This window comes from Amycolatopsis taiwanensis DSM 45107 (assembly GCF_000519205.1).
GTDB lineage: Bacteria > Actinomycetota > Actinomycetes > Mycobacteriales > Pseudonocardiaceae > Amycolatopsis_E > Amycolatopsis_E taiwanensis.
In genome coordinates this window covers 108,594-128,336 of the sequence record NZ_JAFB01000005.1, presented here as the reverse complement: position 1 = coordinate 128,336, position 19,743 = coordinate 108,594, and the positions used below count along the sequence as shown (strand labels likewise).

The following is a 19,743-nucleotide window of genomic DNA, read 5'->3' as shown; positions in this document are numbered from 1 at the left end:
CCCGGACCCCAGCACCGCTTCGGAGATCAGGGGAGGGCCGGTCGGCGACCTCCTCGCGGCGCGCCCGAGGGCTGCCAGACCGGGCGGCACCGGTCAAGGGCGCTTCGCGGCCTGCGGCAGACCCTTGACCGGCACCACCCGGCCCGGCAGGGATGAACCCGCGCCGCGAGGAGATCACCTCAGCCCGAACCGTGCAGGTGGGAGCCCGCCCCGCCGGGCCAATCACGGGCCATTAGAGGGGGTCAACCACGGTCAACAGTGGCACTCCCGAGCAACACTGCTTCCGCAGGTCAGGGCCACTTTCCAGCATGATCCACTTGATTCCCAAGCTGAGAACGCGGGTTCGATTCCCGTCATCCGCTCTTCGTGCAAAGGCCAGGGCCAAAAGGTGTCTACTTTGGAACTGGGCCTTCACTGTTTCTAGATCAACTCATCTTTCGTGCCATTAACGTGCCATTAGCCGACCGGGACCGGCACGCCGGAGCCGCCGTCGTCTGGATCATCGTCCTCGCCTGTTGATCCCTTCCGCTGATCATCGGTGAGCTTGGACAGCCGGTCCGCGATCCGCTCGTCAGCGTCACTAGTCGCCCGCTGGTCAAGGCGCGCCGCCAGCGGCGGCGCGCGACTGGCCCGTCACCTTGGCGGCCGGGCCCCAGTAGCCGCGCGCGGCACATCCGGGCTTGCCGCTCCGCTCCAGCCCGGCGCGCCGCGCGGCACGGCCGCCGAAGGTCCGGGCAGCGCGCCTCCGTTAGCAGCACATCAAACCAAGAGTCCGCACACGTAACCGACCGGTAGCGTGATCGCCATGCAGGTTCGGGAGTTCGTCGAGGCAGACTGGCCCCATGTCTGGCCGATCGTCCGCGAGGTCATCCAGGCTGAGGAAACGTTCACCTACGACCCGGCGATGACAGCGGAGCAAGCCCGCGATACCTGGGTGGTCCGCCCACCGGGAGTCACCGCGGTTGCAGTCGAGGGACACCGGACCATCGGCACCGCGCACATGCAGACCAACCGGGCCGGCCGGGGCTCGCACGTCTCCACGGCGAGCTTCATGGTCGCCTCGGACGCCCGGGGACGCCGCGTCGGCGAGGCGCTGTGCCGATACGCGCTGGACTGGGCGCGCAGCCGCGGTTACGCGGGAATGCAGTTCAACGCGGTGGTGGAGACCAACCATGCGGCGGTGAACCTCTACCAGCGTCTCGGCTTTCAGATCGTCGGCACGGTGCCGGGCGCGTTCGACCACCCGAAGTTCGGCCGGGTGGGCTTGCACGTGATGTACATCGAGCTGTAGGACCCATGAGAGGGGTCAACCACGGTCAACAACGGCCCTCCCGGGCAATACTCCGCCGCAGGTCAGGGCCACTTTCCAGCATGATCCACTTGATTTCCAAGCTGAGAACGCGGGGTTCGATTCCCGTCATCCGCTCTCACTAGGAACCCCCGTCACACGGCGTCTACTGTGGACGTAGGGGTTTCTTCATGCATAGATCAGTCTGACTCGTAGCAACATCCCAACAACATCACCGCACGGGCACCAACGTTCCCGCCGGCCCGTCGTCATTGTCGTCGTTGGTTCGGTCGTTCCGGTGCTTGTCGACGAGATCGGGCAGTCGTGGCCGCTCGGCCTGCCGCTCCGCTCCGGCCGGCGGCCCCGGCGTGCGCACCATCGAGCAGCGCTACTCGGTCAACCGCCGCCACCACCAAGCCTCGCGGCCGCACGAATAGACGACCCGCGCGTTGGGGTCCGGCAATGTCCGCCGTTCGAACTCGCGGTCCAAGCGCGCAACGACCCTGCGCAGCTCGCGGCGCGGTCTGGGAGGCAATGTCCTGAGCGCCCACTCCAACTGGTCACGAGCTTCGACTACATGCCACACCGGCAGGTACCCCGGCGGCAGATACAACCACCGCCCAGGCTGACGAAGGAATTCTCGGTACTGGTGAAACGCACCCGTAACGCCAAGAGCGTCGATGGCCACCTGGGTCCCCCGACTGACACCGGGGACCACGTACACCGATTCGCGTTCACGTTCAAGGTCACGTGCACGCGCCTGATCCGCGCGCACAACACCCGGGCGCCTACGCGGCATTGCCCTTTCGCGTTGAAAGCATGCCCGAATGGTGCCACATCGGCACTCCACGGCACCACAACCCAGGAAGGACCAACCCTCGGGGCTCTGCCCCGAACCCCGGCACCGCTTCAGAGATCAGGGGGAGGGCACGTCCGGTGATCTCCTCGCGGCGCTCCCGAGGGCCGCCAGACTGGGCGGCACCGGTCACGGGCGCTTCGCGCACGCTCTCCAACACGCTTACTTCCCCAGTTCAGCGTGATCGCGGACTACATCGGCCGGACAGAGAAACGATATTCCGGCAGGAGCATGAACGCCTGCAGTACCAGCGACGCTAGATCAACTCTTGAGGTGGGCCATTAGCTCACTGGGCTCGGTGCGCTGGAGTCGTCGGACCGTGCTTCCGTGGGGCGCCCGTAAGTACTGCCATCCTTGCTGCGTTGTAGCAGGCCTTCGTCCACGAGGTAGCGGCGGAGCGCGGCATGGTCGTCATGGACCGGCGCCAGTTTCTCGCGGACTTCGCGCTCGGTGTAGAGACGCCCTGGCTCGAACTTCCCGGCGAGGTGGATGAGCAGGGCCTGCCGGAGCTTGCCCGGGCGCGGGATCGCGACGAGCCGCCCGTGCCTGAACAGCGCTTCGAGTGGGTCGACCGGGGTCTTGGCCAACGCCTCACGAAAAGCTTCGGGGACGACGTGGTAACGGTCGTCTGAGAAGGTGACGAGCCCAGCCGCTATCAGGCGCTTCGCGAGCTTTGCCAGGTGTGGGTCGTCAGCTGCGGGAAGTCCGGCAGGCGTGGTGCAGATCCGGGCGAAGAGCAGCAGTCGTTCGGGATCTGCCAGAGCTGAGACAAGGGCTTGCGGTGAGGCCATATTCGCGACGGTACCGATGGTCTGCCTGTCCGCGAATCGGTGAGGCAAGCGATGCATCCAGTCTCGCCACGAAGGCCCAGGTCGTCTACTTCGGACCTGTCTATGGACCAACTCGGCTGCGTCCCAGCGTCTCCATCCGCGCTGTGGGCCGAGTTGCTTACCTCTTGGGTAATCGATCCTGGACGGATCGGGTGTCACCATAGAGGTGTACAGAGTTAGAACGACCGGAGGACACCGTGGCCGCGTACGTTATAGCCCATCTCCAGGACGCCGCCCCACATCCGGATGTCGCCGAGTACATCGAGCGCATTCCTGCCACGTTCGAGCCATACGGCGGCCGCTTCCTGGTGCACATGACGCAGCACGAGGTGAGGGAGGGCCATTGGCCCGGCGCCATAGTCATGATCGGCTTTCCCGGGATCGCCGAGGCGCGGGCCTGGTGGGATTCGCCCGCGTACCAGGAAATCGCGCCGTTGCGCTCGCGGCACATCGAGGGCGACATCATCCTGGTCGAAGGCGTCCCCGAGGGTTACGACGCGACGAAGACCGCCAAGGCGATGCGAGAGGCCATGTCGGCCCAGTAACCCTCGACTTCGGCGGGACGTTCGGCGATGCGCCTCGACGGCGGTTCAACGGCCAGTCGGTCGCGCACGACCGCAGCCGGGGCTTCCATCGGGACCAGGTCAGCTCTCCAGGGCAGCGGCGAGGCGTTCGAGCGTGCCGCTGATCGTCTGGCGGTTGCGGACCGTCCGGTCCTCCACACCTGAGATCTTCTTGCTGAATTCCAGGGCATAGTCGGGCCGGAGGTCCTGGCTCCACTCGGTGACCCGGCAGCCGGTTTCCGTGGGCTGGATCTGGTAGCCCCAGGTCGAATAGTGGATGCCGCGCATCGAGCACTCGAACGCGAACGCCCGGCCCGGGTCCGCGGTGATGACCTTGCCCTGAGTGGTCCACTCGTGCGTGCCATGGCGATTGTGCCCGTCGAAGGTGGCGCCGACGGCCGGGCCGTCGAAGCCGTCGTGCCAGTCGCAGGCGTAGCACTCCTCCGACCATTCGCCCATGCGAGTCACGTCCGATATCGCGGCGTACACCGCTTCGGGTGCCGCCGCGATGTCCCGAGATATCTCCAGTTTTCCAGCCACACAAAGAAGTCCACCACAACACCGAGACAGTGCTCAACTGTGCGCCGGATCACTTGTGGTCGCGGCAATGAATCCGGATCAACTCACCTGACACGGGAGCGGCAGGGTGGCGACGTTATCGGGCTATCGGGCTCGTCTGGGCGAGCCGGAAAGCACGAATCGAGGTGTGCAGCGAGACTGCTGCGCACGGGGCAAGGCTGACCCATGCTCCTGGCCCGGAACGGAAACGCCGTCCGTCGTGGCCATCCACAATCCGACAGTGATCGTGGTGAGCCGTCAGAACCTGCTGAGACCCTGTTCGTCAGACACGTAGCCCCTGAGAGATTGTTACAGCGGCGCCAACATTGCCGGCCTTTCCCGGCTCCAAGCAGCGCACCGTGACGGAACTGTCGCGGTGTGTCCGCCTCTGGCGTAGCTCACCCGCCGACGGTTCCTGCGCGGCGAGGCGGCCGCTTCAAGGAGTCCGTCGGCAGGACCACGGTGGCCGCTCCCGGTCGTAGATCACGGTTAGCGAGGCATGGCCGGACCAGCCGCTCGTCACAGCTTGCCGCGCACTCGACTGTTATCGCGGCTGCGTCCATCCCGCCGGATCGTCTCTGGCCTCTGGTTCCCGCCGAATCAGCTGGAACTGATCGCCGAAGCTTATGCGCTCATCCAGTTCCAGCAGCGTTGCAGGATTACCACCAACGTCACGGCCAGGCCGGATGATGAACGCAGTTTCAATGGTCTCGTCCCAGCCATGTTCGTCGACGAGAACCTGGCTCTCGAGATGCCCCTCGAATCGGGCGTACCGCTCTTCCCTGAGAACAAGCCTGCCGTGTTCCGGCACGGACCAGTGAAACAAGATCTGCTCGCATCCGGCGGCCGTGCTCAACACCGACCAGCCGACCCCAGCCACCGTGAAGATCAGATCTGTGGCCTCCATGGAGCCGACGCTCAGGTAGGCGTCGCTCCACACGCCGATCAACTGCGGTTCACTCACGGCACATCTTCACACTCGGTGGCCAGAGCGCTGTCCTGGACCGGCACCGCTCTCGCGCTCGTCCCACGCGGGCCGCGTGCTTCACAGAAGGGCCGTTTCCTGAAATGATCTTCCGCGTCTGACCGCGGTGCGGTCCTGGAGAGGGGATCATGGCAGTTCACACCATGCCTGGCAACGTCCTGGCTCCCACCTCAGCGCGGGCCGGGCTGAGGTTGCCGTGAAGCCATTGGCGACGCCGAGTCCGCGTGAGGTCGGGCAGTACCGGGTCATTGCGGAGTTGGGCCGGGGTGGCATGGGGCAGGTGCTGCTGGGCAGTGGCCCGGATGGCCGGCTGGTCGCACTGAAGTTGGTGCATGCGCAGTTCGCGGCGGATGACGGGTTTCGGGCCCGGTTTCGCCGTGAGGTGGACGCGTCACGTGCGGTGTCCGGCGCGTACACCGCCGCGGTGGTCGACGCCGACCCGGACGCGCCCACGCCGTGGTTGGCATCGGTTTTCGTGCCGGGCCCCTCACTGCACGAAGTGATCCAGACGACCGGGGCGATGCCGGAGCAGTCGGTGCTGCGCCTGGCCGCCGGGCTGGCGACCGCGCTGATCCAGATTCACCGCGCCGATCTGGTGCACCGGGACCTCAAGCCGTCCAACGTGTTGCTCACCGACGACGGCCCGCGGGTGATCGACTTCGGTATCGTGCGGGCTGTCCGGGGCAACGGGGCGGGTGACCTGACCCGGACCGGCTGGCTGATCGGCTCGCCCGCGTTCATGTCCCCCGAACAAGCCAACGGCGAGCCGGTAACTCCGGCCAGCGACGTGTTCTCGCTCGGCTCCGTCATCGTCGCGGCCGCCGTGGGCAACAGCCCGTTTAACGACACCGCGACATTGCGCACCCTGAACAACGTCGTACAGGCCGACCCCGACCTGTCCGGGCTCCCCACCACGATCCGGGACGTCGTCGCGCCGTGCCTGGCCAAAGATCCAACCCAACGCCCGGCACCGGCCGAGTTGTTGGACTCGATCGGCTTGATCGCCCCATCCGCCCGGCCATGGCCCACCGCGGTACATCAGCTGATCACCCGGCGACACGCCGACGTCGCCCGGATCCTCGACCTGGCACCGGAATCCACCACGATCACCGACGACGGTCCGCCGACCGTGACGGCGACCCGGGTGGACACCACCGCACCGGTCGAGCCAGGCCGCGAATCCGGCACTGCGGAATCCCCGAATGGCCGGCCTACGGCTGCTCTCGACCGATCCGCAGGCTCGCGTACCGCACAACGCTGGGTACGCCTTGGTGTTCCTGTTGTGGTTGTGGCACTGGCTGGCGTACTGGTGTGGATCCTGTGGCCGTCACCGCAAACTCCGCTCCAGGAAACATCCCCGCCACCACAAACTTCATCGTCGACGCAAACCACCTCAGCACCGCAGATCGCCGAGATCAGCGCGATGACCGGTGCCTTACCAGCGGAGTACGTCGAGTTCAGCCCGGACGGCCGCACCCTGGCAATGGTCTCCTCCGACAACGCCGTGATGCTGTGGGACGTGGCCAGCCGGCGGCAAGTGGGCCAGATCATCAATATGGGTGGTGAGTCCGATAGCAGCAACGTGGCGTTCAGCCCGGACGGCCGCACGCTGATCACCGCGAAAGTCGACGGCGGAGACAGCGTCGTTCAGCAGTGGGAGGTGGCCAGCGGCCGCCAGACCGCCCAACCTCTCGTCATCAACACCGGCCATGAATTCTCCGTCAAGACGCCCGCGCTCAGCAGGGATGGCGGCACCGTGGCCGTTATGAACGAGGACGAGGACCCCGGCAGTGTGCGGCTGTGGGATGTGGCCGGGCGCCGGCAGATCGGCCGTCTCGACACGGGTCTCATTCGCGACATGGCGTTCAGTCCGGACGGCCGCATCTTCGTCACCACCGTCGTCGACGACTCCGGCACCACCTCCCTGAGCCTGTGGGACCTCACCAGCCGGCAGCGTGTCGGCGAGCCGATCACGGCGCAGTACAAAAGGGACATCGACTCCTTCGGGTTCAGCTCGGACGGACGCGTGCTCATGACTACAGACGAGGACAGGGTGCGTTTGTGGGACACCGCCACCTACAACCAGATCCGGCCGCCGATCACCATCTCCGGCCGTTACAACGGCCACACCGTGCTCAGCCCGGACGGCCGCCGGCTCGCCGCGCTCATCAGCGGGGGAACGATTGAGGTGTGGGATGTGGACAACAGTCGACTGATCGACTCCGCGAGCACCTATGGGGCGGATACGGTGGCGTTCAGTCCGGACGGCCGTACCCTCAGCACCGCCGGCGACGACACCGTCAGGCTGTGGAGCATCCCCAGCAGCTGACCTGGTCCCGCATCCAATAACAGTCGGCAAGTCGCCGCGTGTCCCCGGCTCAGGCGCCTGTGTTCCCGCTCCAGGCGCGCGTGTCCCCAGTTCAGGAACGCGAGTTCCGGTCTGAGGCAACCAAAGCGGCCGCCCGGAAGCTACCCCCGACCAGTACCGGAACTACCGCACTGCGGTCGATCTCGGCAGCTACGTCAACGTCCTGGCGGTAACCGTCGGCGGCGAGCTCTCGGCCGCTGGCTGCGGCGTGGAGTTGCCGTGCGATGTCACCGGACACGTGCGCGAACGCCGCGACAGCCGACTGCGCCTCGGGCGAAAGCGCGTCGAACCCATGACGGCGGAGCGCGGAAAGGTAAGCCCCAGCACCCCACAGATCCTCGACGGCTGGGCGCAGCGCCCCGTTCGACCACTGCTCGCCTGCTGCGACCACCGCGACGCCGCACGCCTCATCACTGCGAAGACGCGCAGCCGTCCACGCCGCGGCGGCGGTAGCGTTGCGAAGGGATACCCCGATCACCTCGCCGGCGACGCCTGCCATCGACTGCGCGATCGTTGAACCGTTGGGGGAGGGCAGGACCAGTCGGCGGACATCGCGCGCCTCGCGGACTGTCGCCGGAGACAAGCTCACCTCGCCCGGCCGAGCCTGCGAGCGGCCCACCGCCAAGACCGCGTCGTGCTGCTGGGCGAATCTGGCCGCCGACTCGTCTTTCCATCGGTAGGGGAAGACTTCAATACCGCGCTCTACCGCCACGGTCAGGGTCGTCGTGAACGACAAGACGTCGACCACAGCCATCACCCATGACTGCTCGGCGATCTCCTCAGCACCGGGAAGTCCCCATTCGAAACGGAGACGAAAGCCATCCTGCCGGTATGGACCGGTGCGCACCGTATGCCTCACAGCCGTTCGGCCCGCCGTTTTACGGTGGCGAGGAGACGCTTGACACCCAGCACATGACCGCCGGTTCCGATCACCATGGCCTGGTAGACTCTCCCCAGCACGCCGGGAAACTCGGCGAGGCTCTCCGCGCGCAGCCGAACCCTTCCGTTACCGACATCGTCAAGTCTAAAGGTCAGCGCATACCTGGAGAACCGATGACGTCCGGCAAGCTCCAGCTTGTGCGGTGCATCGGCGGCCGCAACGTGAAAGCCCGGAAACGCCGAGCCGACCGCAAGCGGCCGTGGCCCGACAGTCTCGGCATCGCGGCAACCCAGGACGCGGGACATCGGTCGGAGAGAAGAAAAAGACCGCTCCACGACACACAGCAACGCATCCCAAACGACCTGCGGAGCCGCTCCGATCATGACGGAGTGCTCGTCGACACGCGGAAGACTCCCGTTCGCTACCACCATGACCAACACTCTACGGACAAAGAGGCATTCTCAAGAAGGGACTCGCAAAGTGTCCACTTCGGACTAGGAGTCTGCATAATCGACTACAGTGGCAGCACGTAGCGGACCACCGTTAGCGGCGGGCCGCCAGCCAGCGGGTGGGCCTTGCTTGCACCATCCGCCGTCCATCCGGCGCGCTCATAGAACCGCCGGGCGCGCGCGTTGCTGTCTACCACCCATAGGGTGGCGCGCTGGTAGCCGTCCCGCCGTAGCGTCTCCACAGCCTCGGCGTGCAGACGCCGGCCCAGTCCTTGACTCCAGCTGGCGGGGTCGAGATAGATGCTCAGCAACTCACCGGTGCCCTCCGGCGCGTCCTCATCGCGGGACGCACTCACGCACGCGAACCCGGCAACCGCCCCACCGTCGGTCACGACCAATGTGCGTACCGGCCCCGAGACCGCGGTCAAGCGTTGTCGCCATGCTTGCTGCCGGTCAGCGATCGACAAGCCCTGCAGGAAATCCTCGGGCAGTGCATCAAGGTAAGCAGACTGCCACGACACGACGTGGATGCGTCCAATCGAGTCCGCGTCATCGGCACGTGCGGACCTGACAACGATCGAATCGGACTCTCCCGTCATGCTTCAACTCTTGTCTGGCCCCAACCAGCCCGCAAACGATTTTCCCGTGGCTGTTTACCTGAGTTGAAGCCGAGGAGCAATTTACGCATTGGGGTCGCGTAGTACGCCGGGTCCCCTTCGAGGAAGACGAGCGGAACCGCACGCTTGGCAAGGATCTTCACGCCCCGCCGGACCAAGGCCGAGCCCACCCCACGCCGCTGGTGAGCGGGCGCCACCGCCAGCGGGGCGAGCACCCGGACCTCGACCAAGCGCCGTGGGGCGTCAAGCAGGCTACGGGTGAACATGACATGTCCGACTATCTGCTGGTCGTGCACGGCGACCAGCGACAGTCCGTTGTCCGGGGTGATGGTGTCGCTCTTCACGAAGGTCCACGATGCTCAGAGTTCTAATATTGACTCAGTGTGTCGAGCCAATAAGGAGGATGCGGTGACTGGTCAACGGCGGTGGCGCGACCTCGATCCCCGCAAACGCAGGCGCATCGTCGCGGCGGTGATTGCCGAAGGTGGCCTCAAAACCGCCGCGCTCGTCGACATCGCCCGTCGCCCTGCCAGGCAGATTCGGGGACCGAAGTGGATCTGGGCCGCGGTCGTGACCCTCGTCAACTCCTTCGGCGCGGTGCCCGTGGCCTACTTCGTGTTCGGTCGGCAGAAGCCAGGGTCCGAGTCGGCCTGACGAGCCGGACGTACGCCATCCGGTGAGGTCGAAAATGCGTTGCATGCGTGGCCGGTAACCCAGATGATCGAGTCGTGACCACGACCCCGGTTCTACTGCTGTCCACGCTCTCCTCCGCAGGTGCGGAGCGGGGCCGACAGCAGCAGGGCCGATCGCGGAGGTCGACTCGGTCGCAGGCGTGAGCGCCGCCCTGGTCTCGGGGCTTCTCGCTGGTTATGGCATTGCTGTGCCGGTGGGAGCGGTCGGGACTTATCTCATGGCCCTCTCCGCGCGGACCGCGTTGCGGATCGGCGCTTGCGCCGCGCTGGGAGTCGCGACCGCCGACGGCTTATACGCGATGATCGCGATGGTCGGCGGGTCCACGCTCGCCGCCACGATCGAGCCGATCATGCTTCCCCTGCGCTGGGCTTCGGTCTTGGTACTCGTCGCGCTGGCGGTCCGTGGTGCTGTCGTTGCGATCGGCCAGTACCGCAAACGACAGACGACAAGCCGGCCTGATCGCGCACCGCTGAATGCGGTCCGGGCCTATTTCGGGCTCCTGGGCATCACCATGATGAACCCGACCACCCTGATCTACTTCGCTGCGCTGGTGCTCGCCAACAAGAGCAGCGCGGCTCCGGACTACGTGGACAAGGCCGTGTTCGTCCTCGCCGCCTTCGCGGCTTCCGCCAGTTGGCAGCTCCTGCTCGCCGGCGGCGGGGCAGCCATCGGTCGAATGCTGGCCGGACGCCGCGGCCGGTTGGGCACGTCCCTGGTCTCCAGCGCCGTGATGGCTGCACTCGCCGTCCAGTTGCTGATCTCACCGTCCTGACCAAGCCGAAATGTGTTCGGCGGAAAGCGAAGCCGCCGGGCATAGTGAGTCCGTGGACGGGCGAGGGGTGGACCAGGACGGAATGATCGCACGGGAAGGCGGTCTGGATCGAGTTCCGCAAGCGTTCGTGCCCGTCGTTGACGCGGCTCGGGCTCACATATCCGAGACTTTCGGGGCCACGCGGCTGCACAGTGCCTACCTTTACGGCAGTATTCCGCGCGGCACGGCCGTTCCAGGGGTGTCGGATCTCGACCTGCTGCTCGCCCTCCGTGACGAGCCGACCGAAGCCGATCGTGCCGACGCGAAGGTGATCGAGGCCGCGCTCGATCGGGGGTTCTCCCAGATCGATGGCGTGGGCATTGCGCTTTCCAGCGCACGCAGTCTGCTCGCCGACCTTTACGACGGCGGGTTCTTCGTCGCCTGCCTGTGCACCCCGTTGCTCGGCGATGACCTTGCCGAGCGGCTGCCCCGTTATCGTCCGACTTCACTGCTGGCCCGCGAGACGAACGGCGATCTGGGCCTCCTGCTCCCGAGCTGGCGAAAGCGGGCCGGGGAGGCCGTGACGGACGGCGAGCGCAAGGCGTTGAGTCGCTCCGTCGCCCGTCGTGTCGTCCGTACGGGATTCACGTTGATCATGCCCCGCTGGGGTGGCTGGACCAGCGATCTCGGCGAGTCGGCCGAACTCTTCGGCCGCTATTACCCCGAGCGCGCGGCGCAGATGCGGATCGCCGCGGCCGTCGGCCGGGCACCTTCAACCGATCCGGCCGTGATCGACATGCTGGTGGACGACCTTGGTCCCTGGCTCGCCGCTGAATATCTGGCCGTGCACGGTGAAAAGGCGCCCCGTCCCTGACCCGACGGTCATCCCCTGACCTGTCGCCCGTCGTGCCAGACCGCTCTGATCCGGCTGGGGAGGTCTTCAACGCTCAGCCCGGGGCCATCGAGCAACGCCAGGTCTGCCCGTAGCCCGGGTTCGATTCGACCGCGATCGTGGTCGAGGCGCAACAGACGTGCGGCTTCACTGGTCGCCGCTTTCCACGCTCCGGCGTCACCAAGCCCAGCCGTTGCCAGCAAGCGAATCTCCGAGAGCAGATCGACGTGGGGCCGAACGGCCAGGTCGGATCCGGCGGCGACCGGAATGCCCGCGTCGATCGCCAGCGCCAGGGAGCGATGGTGCGCGGCGATTGCCGATTCGTCACCGAGGCCGGCAATCGGGGCCAGGGTCGGCACGTACCAGCAACCGTGTTCCTTCATCGCGGCCACTGCGTCTTCGTTCAGGAAGACCCCGTGCTCGATGCTGCGCACTCCGGCTCTGCTGGCCGTGATGGCGGCAAGTGGGCTGTGAGCGTGGGCCAAGACGTCGCGATCGCACCGCCCGGCTTCGTCGACGACTGCACGGAGTTCCTCGTCGGTGGCGCAGATTTCGCGTCCCTCGCGCACCGAACGCAACGCACCGCCCGCGCCGATCTTGATCCAGTCCACGCCGGCCCGCACCATCCGCCGCACCGCCGCTCTGGCCGCGTCCGGACTGTCGAACACCGGATCCGGCAGTGCCGGATCACCAAGCCGGTCCGTGGCCCCGGTGTCCGGTTCCCACGCGTCGCCCAGCCCGCCCGTGGGGGACAGCTGGCGGAGGCTGATCAACAGGTCCGGGCCGGTGATCCACTGCTGCCGCAAGGCATGCGTGAACCCGGCATCGGCGCCCCAGGCATCACGAACGGTGGTGATCCCGTGGGACAGCAAGCGCTGCAGTACCGGCACCGCTTCGAGAATCCGCGCGCTTCGGGGAAGCGGTTCGGGACGAGGGAACGCGACGTGCACATGGCAGTCGATGAGACCGGGCACGAGCACGCCGCCACCGCACTCCACACGTTCATCGCCGTCGATGCCGCTCCCGACCGCGGCTATCCGGCCATCACGGAGAAGGACGTCGGCGCGCTCGGTCGAACCCGTGTCGGGATCCAGGACCGATGCTCCCGTCAGGACGATCGCCGTCACTCCCGCTCCCCGTCTGTCCGCATCGGACGGTGCTGTGGCGGAAAGGCCGCCGCTGCCGCGAGTCCCACACTCCCGTCGCGCGTGTCCCACAGTCCTGTCGCGCGTGTCCCACAGTCCTGTCGCGCGTGTCCCACAGTCCTGTCGCGCGTGTCCCACAGTCCTGTCGCGCGTGTCCCACATTCCCGTCGTGTGTGTCCCACGCTCCCGTCGCGCGTGTCCTACCTTCCAGGAGCCCGGAACGTGGAACTCACGCTACCGGAACGTGGGACTCGCGTGACGGGAACGTGGGACTCGCGCAAGCGGGACTTACGTACGGAAATTGACGATCCGTACCCGGTTAATCCGGGTACTAATGATCGTGGCTGCCGCCGATTGCCCGGCTCAGGTGGTCCGCCACATCGATCGCGCCGTCGCGCAGTTCGTGCATGAGCCGAATGAAATCAGGCCAGTCGTCCTGATCGCGTGGCGGCATGATGGCAAGGCTGTCCGGGTCGAGATAGATCACCAATGCCGGCTGGCTTGTCGTGTCGTGTAGGTGCATGCCGGCGACGGCTTCTGGTCCGGGCTTCCACATCGCGTTGAAGGCCATGACCCCCCATCCTCCATGCGTTACTCGGTCGGTCGACCGGGAGCGCAAGCTTAGCGACTGTCCGCCGGAATGTGCCGGACTCGCGACCGATAGCACAAAAATTCGGCCGAAAGTGTTTTGTTTTCGATTAATCGCCGCTACTCGACCGTGACACTCTTGGCAAGATTGCGCGGTTTGTCAATATCCCGCCCGAGTTGGCGGGCAAGGTGGTAGGCGAAGATCTGCAGCGGGACGGTGAACAGGATCGGGTCGAGCTCCGGTTCACTGCGCGGCACCCGGATCACCGAGTCCGCCAGCCCGTTCGGCAGTTCGGCATTGGTCACCGCGATCACCGGACCGCCGCGCGCCTTGATCTGCTCGATGGTCGCGAGGTTCTTGGTCAGCAACTCGTCGTCCGGGATGAGCACGACGGAAGGCATGGTGGCGTCGATCAACGCGAGGGGACCGTGCTTCAGTTCGGCCGCCTGATACGCCTCAGCATGGACGTACGAGATTTCCTTGAGCTTCTGCGCGCCTTCCCGAGCCGTCGGCCAGGTGCGTACCCGCCCGATGTAGAACATTCGCTCGGCAGTGCTGTGCTTTTCCGCGACTTCGGCGATCGCGTCCTCCGCCTCGAGCACCTCGGCGATCTTGTCGGGTAGTTCGGAAAGCGCGGCGACGATCCGCGCGCCGTCCGACACCGAAAGGTCGCGAACCCGGCCCAGCAGCAGCGCCAGCATCGCGAAGCAGGCACCCATGTTCGTGTACGCCTTGGTCGAGGCGACCGAAACCTCCGGCCCCGCGTGCAGGAACACGCCGCTGCCGCACTCCCGGCCGATCGCGCTGCCGACCACGTTCACCGCGCCGATCACCCGGCCGCCCTTGCGCCGCAACTCCTGGACGGCGGCCAGGGTGTCCGCGGTTTCCCCGGACTGGCTGACCGCGACGTAGAGCGTGTCTTCTTCGACGACCGGGTTGCGGTAGCGGAACTCCGAGGCGGGCTCGGCGTCGGCGGGCAGCCTGGCCCACTCCTCGACCAGGTTCGCGCCGAGCTGGCCCGCGTAGTAGGCCGACCCGCAGCCGAGGAACTTCACCCGGCGGATCGAGCGCAGCGCGCGGGCGTCGAGATTGATACCGCCGAGCCGGGCCGTGGCGAACCGCTCGTCCAGCCGGCCGAGCAGGGCCCGGCGGAGTGCCTCCGGCTGCTCGGAGATTTCCTTGTGCATGAAGCTCGCGTAGCCGGACAGCTCGTAATCGGCGTCGTCGACATCGACCGTGGTCGGCGTCTTCGCTGTTCGGTGGGCTTGCAGGGTGCTGGTGCTGAAGTCGTCGGCCGACAGCGTGGCCAGCTCGCCGTCATCGAGATACACCACGCGTTGGGTGTGCCGGACCAGCGCGGCCACGTCCGAGGCGACGAACATCTCGCCGTCGCCGATGCCGAGCACGATCGGGCTGCCGTTCCGTGCGACCACGAGCTGGCCCGGATCCTGGACGTCGAGCACGACCAGCCCGTATGCGCCGTTCACGCCGCGAAGCGTGGTGCGGACGGCGTCTTCGAGGGACTCGGCGCCATTGGTGAGTTCGGCGGCGATGAGGTGGGCGAGGGCTTCGGTGTCGGTGTCCGACGCCAGCTTCACGCCGTCCTCGGCGAGCCTGTCACGCAGGCGTTCTGCGTTTTCGATGATGCCGTTGTGCACCACGGCGATCCGCTTGGCCTCGTCCAGGTGCGGATGCGCGTTGGCGTCGGTCGGCTCTCCGTGCGTCGCCCACCGGGTGTGTGCGATGCCGACCTGGCCCGGCTGGTCCTCCTCCAGCAGTTCGCGCAACTCGTCGATGCGTACCGCAGCCTTCGTGACCTTGAGCCGGCCGCGGTGCGCGACCGCCACACCGGCGGAGTCATAGCCGCGGTATTCGAGCCGTCGCAGGCCTTCCAGCAGGATCGGGGTGGCGCGCCGCCTGCCGATGTATCCGACGATTCCGCACATGTGCACTCCTGTTCTCCGGCGGTCGCGGCCATCCAACTACTCAGCCGTAGACGATTCGCCGTAACTGGCGTTCGGACAGCTCACCCGCGTACACCGGTCGCTTGGACAGCTCGTCCGCGAGGATTTCCCAGATCTCGGCGTTCTTGCGGCCGCGCCGCTGCAGCTCACCGTGACGCCGCCGGACGAACTGCTCGGTCGTTTCACGGAAGTAGGCCACCACGTCGGCGATCACTCGCTCCGCGACCGGCACGGGGAGCCCGGTGGACTCGGCGACGCGGCGGACCAGATCGGCGGGCGGCATGTGTTCGACGGTACCTGCCGGTCGGCTCACTGCAAGATTTCTGCCCGATTCCGGGCAGGAACGCCGGGCTAACCGCCGGAGTGCATGTCTTCGGCTTCGGGGACGAGGTCGTCGTCGGGGTCGTCGAGCCAGCCGTGCGGCAGGGTGACCTTGCCGGGCGAGCCCTGGCGTCCACGCGGGCCCGTGCCGGCCGTGGGGAACGGGGCATCGTGGTCGAGCTGGGTGATGAGTTCGTCGAGTTCGTCCAGCGAAGAGATCATGGCGAACCGGCGGCGGAGTTCCGAGCCGACCGGGAAACCCATGAAGTACCAGGCCATGTGCTTGCGCAGGTCGCGCATGGCCTTGTCCGGGCCGTCGTGCTCGACCAGCAGTTCGGCGTGACGCCGCAGGACGCGGGCGACCTCGCCCAGTGACGGGCCGGCCGGGATCTCGCGGCCGGCGAACGCGGCCTCCAGTTCGCCGAACAGCCACGGCCTGCCGAGGCAGCCACGCCCGACGACCACGCCGTCACAACCGGTCTCAGCCACCATCCGCAGCGCGTCGTCGGCGGTGAAGATGTCGCCGTTGCCCAGCACCGGGATGGTCCGCACGGCCTCCTTGAGCCGCGCGATCGCGCTCCAGTCCGCCTGGCCGGAGTAGCGCTGGGCCGCGGTGCGCGCATGCAGGGACACCGCCGCCGCTCCCTCGGCTTCGGCGATGCGGCCGGCGTCGAGGTAGGTGTGGTGGTCGTCGTCGATGCCGATGCGGAACTTGACCGTGAACGGAATCCCGGCGGATTCCGCGGCCCGCACGGACGCCTTGACGATGTCGCCGAAGAGCTTCCGTTTGAACGGTAGCGCGGCCCCACCGCCCTTGCGGGTCACCTTCGCCACCGGGCAGCCGAAGTTGGAGTCGATGTGGTCGGCGAGGCCCTCCCCGACAATGATCTTGACGGCTTCCGCCATGGTCTTCGGGTCGACGCCGTAGAGCTGCATCGAGCGCGGGTATTCGCCCTTGTCGAAGGACATCATGTGCATCGTGCCCGGGTGTCGTTCGACGACGGCCCGTGCGGTGATCATCTCGCACACGTAGAGTCCCGCGCCGTACTCCCGGCAGAGCCGGCGAAACGCGACGTTCGTGATGCCCGCCATCGGTGCCAGCACCACGGGAGGGTCGACCTCGTAGGGGCCGATCTTCAGTGCGGGCTTGCTCAGGGTCGCGGTCACGCCCTCCATTGTCGCCGGTGATGTCCGTCACCGCCGACAGGGTGTTCAGGACGACTTCGCCAACTGGCTGACGCGTTGGAACGACACGCCGAGTACGTCGCCCGCTTCGCGCTGGGAGAGCCCCAGTGCAAGCAACTCTTGTACCGCCGCGCGATTTTCGGCCGCCGCTTCTGCCTGCTTACGTTGGGCTTCCGCGCGGAGGACTTCGGCGCGAGCCTGGTGATCCTTCACCGAAGGTGGCAGATGCACGTTGAGGTGAAGATCGTACTCGTCGTTGTGCAGGTCTTCCATGATCTCGATGAGGTCGCTCGCCATTGCTGCGACGTCCTTGTAGCGGAGGGCTTGGGTGGATCGGTCGATCTCTCGGACTCGGATGAGCCAGAACTTTCCGTCACGGGTGACGTCAGCGTGGTAGGTCTTCATTTCTTCCACCATCCATTCCCCAGAACGGCCTCTCTCGGGCCTATGTCCACTTCACCCCTTGCTTCCTGGCTGCGACTGCGATCTTCTTGATAACCTCACGTCTCTTCACATATGTCTAGTGGTGGCTAGACGCAACCGTCAATGGCGGGCTAGACAGTTGCTTCGAATGAGTGAAGCTGTCCGCGTGTTGACTTCGAGCAGTTGGAGTTGCACTGATGTGATCGGCGACTCGTTGGTGCTCTATGGTCCAGAGGACGGCCAACTCACGTTGTTCACCGTTGGGCCGCGCCCCCGAAAACCTGGAATCGGGCGCCGCTCATGGTTGGCTGAACGGATGGATGAGTTGGAATGGCACAAGCGGCAAGTGCGCCGGTTTTACGCCGAGATCTGGAACCAGGTGGACACCGCCGCGATCCCGGAGGTCCTGGATGCGGCGGTGACCTTTCGCGGCTCGCTTGGTTCGGTGCGCACCGGCCACGCCGAGTTTTCCGCCTATGTCCACGAGGTGACCGGCGCGCTCGCTGACTACCGTTGCGACATCGAGCGTCTGGTGGCCGAGGGCGACCAGGTGGTGGCCAAGATGATGTTCTCTGGCGTGCACCGGGCGAGCCTGCTCGGGATGCCGGCGACCGGGCGACGGGTGGCTTGGGCGGGCGCCGCGTTCTTCAGCTTTCGCGACGGACTGGTCGCCGACCTGTGGGTTCTCGGTGATCTCGCAGGTCTGCAGAAGCAGCTCTCGGAGTGACCTTTGCCGGCGCCGTGTGCTCGGCGGAGTCGGTCACGGGCGATCGGTCGCGGCGGGCTCGGCGCCGGACACCTCCGGGCGTCGCGTGCGGTGGCTGGTCAGCCGTGCGGTGAAGATGCCGAAGGCGGAGATGATGGCGAACCCGATCAACAGGTAGCGCACGGAGGTGACCATCGACGGTGCGCCCAGGTTGACCAGAAGACCGGCGACGGCTGCACCGAAGGCGGTGGCCATCGTCAGTACGGTCGCGATCGCGGCGGCGGCTTGCTGCCCCTCTTCGGGGTTGGTGGTGCTGGACATGGCGGCGACCGACAGGTGTGGCATGGCGATGCCGATTCCCGCGCCACCGACAAGAAGCACGGGCAGCCAAGCGGTGACGACAAGCGGCGATGGGTTCTGGTGTTGCAACACAGCGAGCACGGCGAACCCAGCGGCGAGCACAGCGGGGCCGGCGATACGGAGTAGCCGGATGGTTCGCTCACGGCGCGCGGAGGAGCTGACGATCTGGCTTGCCGACCAGCCCAGTGACAATGCCGCGCCGAAGAATCCCGCCGCCACGGGAGGCAGCCCACCCAGGTGTTGGCTGAACAACGGCAGGAACGTCTCCACTGCGACACCGGCCGCGAGGAACATGATGGTCAGGTAGACCCACCGCAATGCCGAGCTGGACCGGTACGTCGACGGCGGCAGGACCCGTACCTTCGCCCGCTTCTCCGTCACCAGGAACGTGATCACCAAGGCGAGGCCCAGCGCGATGAGCGCGGCAATCGCGGCCGCGTTCGAGACAATCCCGGCGACGCTCACCGCGCCCACGGCCCCGACGACCAACGCCAACGAAATGGTCGGCACCGGGATCGCTCGCTCGCCTCGTTCGCTTGGTGGCAGTGCCCGGGGCACGAACGCTGCCATTACGACCGCGGCAGCGGCCAGCACGACGAAGGCCGGCCGCCACGACCCGAACTGCGCGAACAAACCACCAAGAGCCGGGCCCACGAAGTTACCGACCCCGAACATCGCGGAGATCAAGGCGCTCCCGCGCGCCCACAGGTGGGGTGGCAGCGCGGAATGGATCACGGCAAACCCGAGACCGGTCAGCAGACCGGCGCCCAGCCCCTGGATGCCACGGCCGACCAGGAGCACCGACATCGCCGGGCTCACCGCACAGACCGCCGAACCGGCGGCGAAGACGCCGAACCCGATCAGATAGGAGCCGACATTGCCGTACCGGGAAAGCATCCGGCTCACGAACATCGTCGCGACCACCTGGGCGACCAGGAAGGCCGTCATGTTCCACGCGTACAGCAGCTCACCGCCGATATCGCGGACCGCCGTCGGCAACAGGCTCGCAGCCACGTAGATGTTGACCGCGCCGACGAGTACACCGCCGGCCAACACGACCGCGGTGCTCAGCTGAGCCCCAAGTTCCCGCCACGAGCCGGCACTTCGACCGTTGTCCACACGCTTCTCCTCGCTGCTGAGTGATCTGCGCTCGCATAATGCCGGGGCGGGGACCCCCGGTAATCGGACAAAACGGACATGATTTGAGTCACATTTTCAAGCGTTGCGCTCGCTGGGCGGCTTCGTGGTCCGCTGATCACGTGCGAAGCCAAACTCGCCGGCGCCTCGGGCGTGGCCTGCGCATTCGACCTGATCGGTTGA

Annotated in this window: 22 protein-coding genes; 7 read left to right on the top strand and 15 right to left on the bottom strand. The window is 66.5% G+C overall.

Annotated features, from left to right (window positions below; translation table 11 throughout):
• Positions 1–805: 805 nt before the first annotated feature.
• Complete coding sequence (locus A3CU_RS0105435) at positions 806–1,291, top strand: GNAT family N-acetyltransferase (RefSeq protein ID WP_027941405.1); 486 nt, start codon at positions 806–808, stop codon at positions 1,289–1,291.
• A gap of 229 nt (positions 1,292–1,520) precedes the next feature.
• On the opposite strand, the gene A3CU_RS52205 is transcribed toward A3CU_RS0105435, so the two are convergent.
• Both A3CU_RS52205 and A3CU_RS43580 read right to left on the bottom strand, forming a co-directional pair.
• Complete coding sequence (locus A3CU_RS52205; protein ID WP_156960245.1) at positions 1,521–1,667, bottom strand: hypothetical protein; 147 nt, start codon at positions 1,665–1,667, stop codon at positions 1,521–1,523.
• A gap of 758 nt (positions 1,668–2,425) precedes the next feature.
• Entirely contained in the window at positions 2,426–2,935 is a 510-nt protein-coding gene (locus A3CU_RS43580) for a DUF2087 domain-containing protein (RefSeq protein WP_043840691.1), read from the bottom strand.
• Between the two features lie 236 nt (positions 2,936–3,171).
• Here A3CU_RS43580 and A3CU_RS0105420 point away from each other — a divergent pair, with 236 nt between their 5' ends.
• Positions 3,172–3,519: a DUF1330 domain-containing protein gene (locus A3CU_RS0105420; protein WP_027941404.1), complete on the top strand. Its 348-nt coding sequence runs from the start codon at positions 3,172–3,174 to the stop codon at positions 3,517–3,519.
• Positions 3,520–3,618: 99 nt separating this feature from the next.
• Here A3CU_RS0105420 and A3CU_RS0105415 read toward each other — a convergent pair whose 3' ends face one another.
• Both A3CU_RS0105415 and A3CU_RS0105410 read right to left on the bottom strand, forming a co-directional pair.
• Positions 3,619–4,077: an SRPBCC family protein gene (locus tag A3CU_RS0105415; protein WP_027941403.1), complete on the bottom strand. Its 459-nt coding sequence runs from the start codon at positions 4,075–4,077 to the stop codon at positions 3,619–3,621.
• 562 nt (positions 4,078–4,639) lie between these two features.
• Positions 4,640–5,059: a hypothetical protein gene (locus A3CU_RS0105410; RefSeq protein WP_027941402.1), complete on the bottom strand. Its 420-nt coding sequence runs from the start codon at positions 5,057–5,059 to the stop codon at positions 4,640–4,642.
• Between the two features lie 217 nt (positions 5,060–5,276).
• Between A3CU_RS0105410 and A3CU_RS49645 the strand changes: the two genes are divergently transcribed.
• Positions 5,277–7,409, top strand: a complete 2,133-nt coding sequence (locus A3CU_RS49645; RefSeq protein ID WP_084143113.1) for a WD40 repeat domain-containing serine/threonine protein kinase — start codon at positions 5,277–5,279, stop codon at positions 7,407–7,409.
• Between the two features lie 91 nt (positions 7,410–7,500).
• Here the strand turns inward: A3CU_RS49645 and A3CU_RS0105400 are convergent, their stop codons facing one another.
• The 4 genes from A3CU_RS0105400 to A3CU_RS43570 all read right to left on the bottom strand — a co-directional run bounded on the left by A3CU_RS0105400 (position 7,501) and on the right by A3CU_RS43570 (position 9,738).
• Positions 7,501–8,202 carry a 2-phosphosulfolactate phosphatase gene (locus A3CU_RS0105400; protein WP_084143096.1) on the bottom strand — a complete coding sequence of 234 codons (702 nt, stop codon included), beginning with the start codon at positions 8,200–8,202 and terminating at the stop codon, positions 7,501–7,503.
• Between the two features lie 101 nt (positions 8,203–8,303).
• Positions 8,304–8,759 carry a hypothetical protein gene (locus tag A3CU_RS0105395; protein ID WP_027941400.1) on the bottom strand — a complete coding sequence of 152 codons (456 nt, stop codon included), beginning with the start codon at positions 8,757–8,759 and terminating at the stop codon, positions 8,304–8,306.
• An 83-nt stretch (positions 8,760–8,842) separates the two neighbouring features.
• A complete protein-coding gene (locus A3CU_RS0105390) occupies positions 8,843–9,376 on the bottom strand; it encodes a GNAT family N-acetyltransferase (protein WP_027941399.1) in 534 nt (177 codons plus the stop codon).
• The gene (locus tag A3CU_RS43570) at positions 9,373–9,738 is read right to left on the bottom strand and encodes a GNAT family N-acetyltransferase (RefSeq protein ID WP_084143095.1); all 366 of its coding nucleotides are present in this window, start codon (positions 9,736–9,738) and stop codon (positions 9,373–9,375) included. Before A3CU_RS43570 ends, A3CU_RS0105390 begins: the two co-directional genes overlap by 4 nt.
• A 64-nt stretch (positions 9,739–9,802) precedes the next feature.
• Between A3CU_RS43570 and A3CU_RS0105380 the strand changes: the two genes are divergently transcribed.
• The 3 genes from A3CU_RS0105380 to A3CU_RS0105370 all read left to right on the top strand — a co-directional run bounded on the left by A3CU_RS0105380 (position 9,803) and on the right by A3CU_RS0105370 (position 11,712).
• Positions 9,803–10,048 carry a PLD nuclease N-terminal domain-containing protein gene (locus tag A3CU_RS0105380; protein ID WP_027941398.1) on the top strand — a complete coding sequence of 82 codons (246 nt, stop codon included), beginning with the start codon at positions 9,803–9,805 and terminating at the stop codon, positions 10,046–10,048.
• A 178-nt stretch (positions 10,049–10,226) separates the two neighbouring features.
• Entirely contained in the window at positions 10,227–10,859 is a 633-nt protein-coding gene (locus A3CU_RS0105375) for a LysE family transporter (protein ID WP_027941397.1), read from the top strand.
• A 52-nt stretch (positions 10,860–10,911) separates the two neighbouring features.
• Positions 10,912–11,712: a nucleotidyltransferase domain-containing protein gene (locus tag A3CU_RS0105370; RefSeq protein WP_027941396.1), complete on the top strand. Its 801-nt coding sequence runs from the start codon at positions 10,912–10,914 to the stop codon at positions 11,710–11,712.
• An 8-nt stretch (positions 11,713–11,720) separates the two neighbouring features.
• Here the strand turns inward: A3CU_RS0105370 and A3CU_RS43565 are convergent, their stop codons facing one another.
• The 6 genes from A3CU_RS43565 to A3CU_RS43560 all read right to left on the bottom strand — a co-directional run bounded on the left by A3CU_RS43565 (position 11,721) and on the right by A3CU_RS43560 (position 17,339).
• On the bottom strand, positions 11,721–12,857 hold the full coding sequence (locus A3CU_RS43565) for an amidohydrolase family protein (protein WP_052371474.1): 1,137 nt from the start codon (positions 12,855–12,857) through the stop codon (positions 11,721–11,723).
• 349 nt (positions 12,858–13,206) lie between these two features.
• Complete coding sequence (locus A3CU_RS0105360; protein WP_027941395.1) at positions 13,207–13,446, bottom strand: hypothetical protein; 240 nt, start codon at positions 13,444–13,446, stop codon at positions 13,207–13,209.
• Positions 13,447–13,583: 137 nt separating this feature from the next.
• Positions 13,584–15,410, bottom strand: coding sequence for a glutamine--fructose-6-phosphate transaminase (isomerizing) (glmS, locus tag A3CU_RS0105355; RefSeq protein WP_027941394.1), 1,827 nt, complete (start codon positions 15,408–15,410; stop codon positions 13,584–13,586).
• A 40-nt stretch (positions 15,411–15,450) separates the two neighbouring features.
• Positions 15,451–15,711 (bottom strand): hypothetical protein, encoded by a 261-nt coding sequence (locus A3CU_RS0105350; RefSeq protein WP_027941393.1) that lies wholly within the window; start codon positions 15,709–15,711, stop codon positions 15,451–15,453.
• A 68-nt stretch (positions 15,712–15,779) separates the two neighbouring features.
• Positions 15,780–16,925, bottom strand: coding sequence for a tRNA dihydrouridine synthase DusB (dusB, locus tag A3CU_RS0105345; protein ID WP_084143092.1), 1,146 nt, complete (start codon positions 16,923–16,925; stop codon positions 15,780–15,782).
• A 36-nt stretch (positions 16,926–16,961) separates the two neighbouring features.
• Entirely contained in the window at positions 16,962–17,339 is a 378-nt protein-coding gene (locus A3CU_RS43560; RefSeq protein ID WP_052371473.1) for a hypothetical protein, read from the bottom strand.
• A gap of 217 nt (positions 17,340–17,556) precedes the next feature.
• Between A3CU_RS43560 and A3CU_RS0105335 the strand changes: the two genes are divergently transcribed.
• Entirely contained in the window at positions 17,557–18,084 is a 528-nt protein-coding gene (locus A3CU_RS0105335) for an ester cyclase (RefSeq protein WP_211246352.1), read from the top strand.
• Between the two features lie 33 nt (positions 18,085–18,117).
• Here A3CU_RS0105335 and A3CU_RS43555 read toward each other — a convergent pair whose 3' ends face one another.
• The gene (locus A3CU_RS43555) at positions 18,118–19,542 is read right to left on the bottom strand and encodes an MFS transporter (RefSeq protein ID WP_043840648.1); all 1,425 of its coding nucleotides are present in this window, start codon (positions 19,540–19,542) and stop codon (positions 18,118–18,120) included.
• Positions 19,543–19,743: the final 201 nt, after the last annotated feature.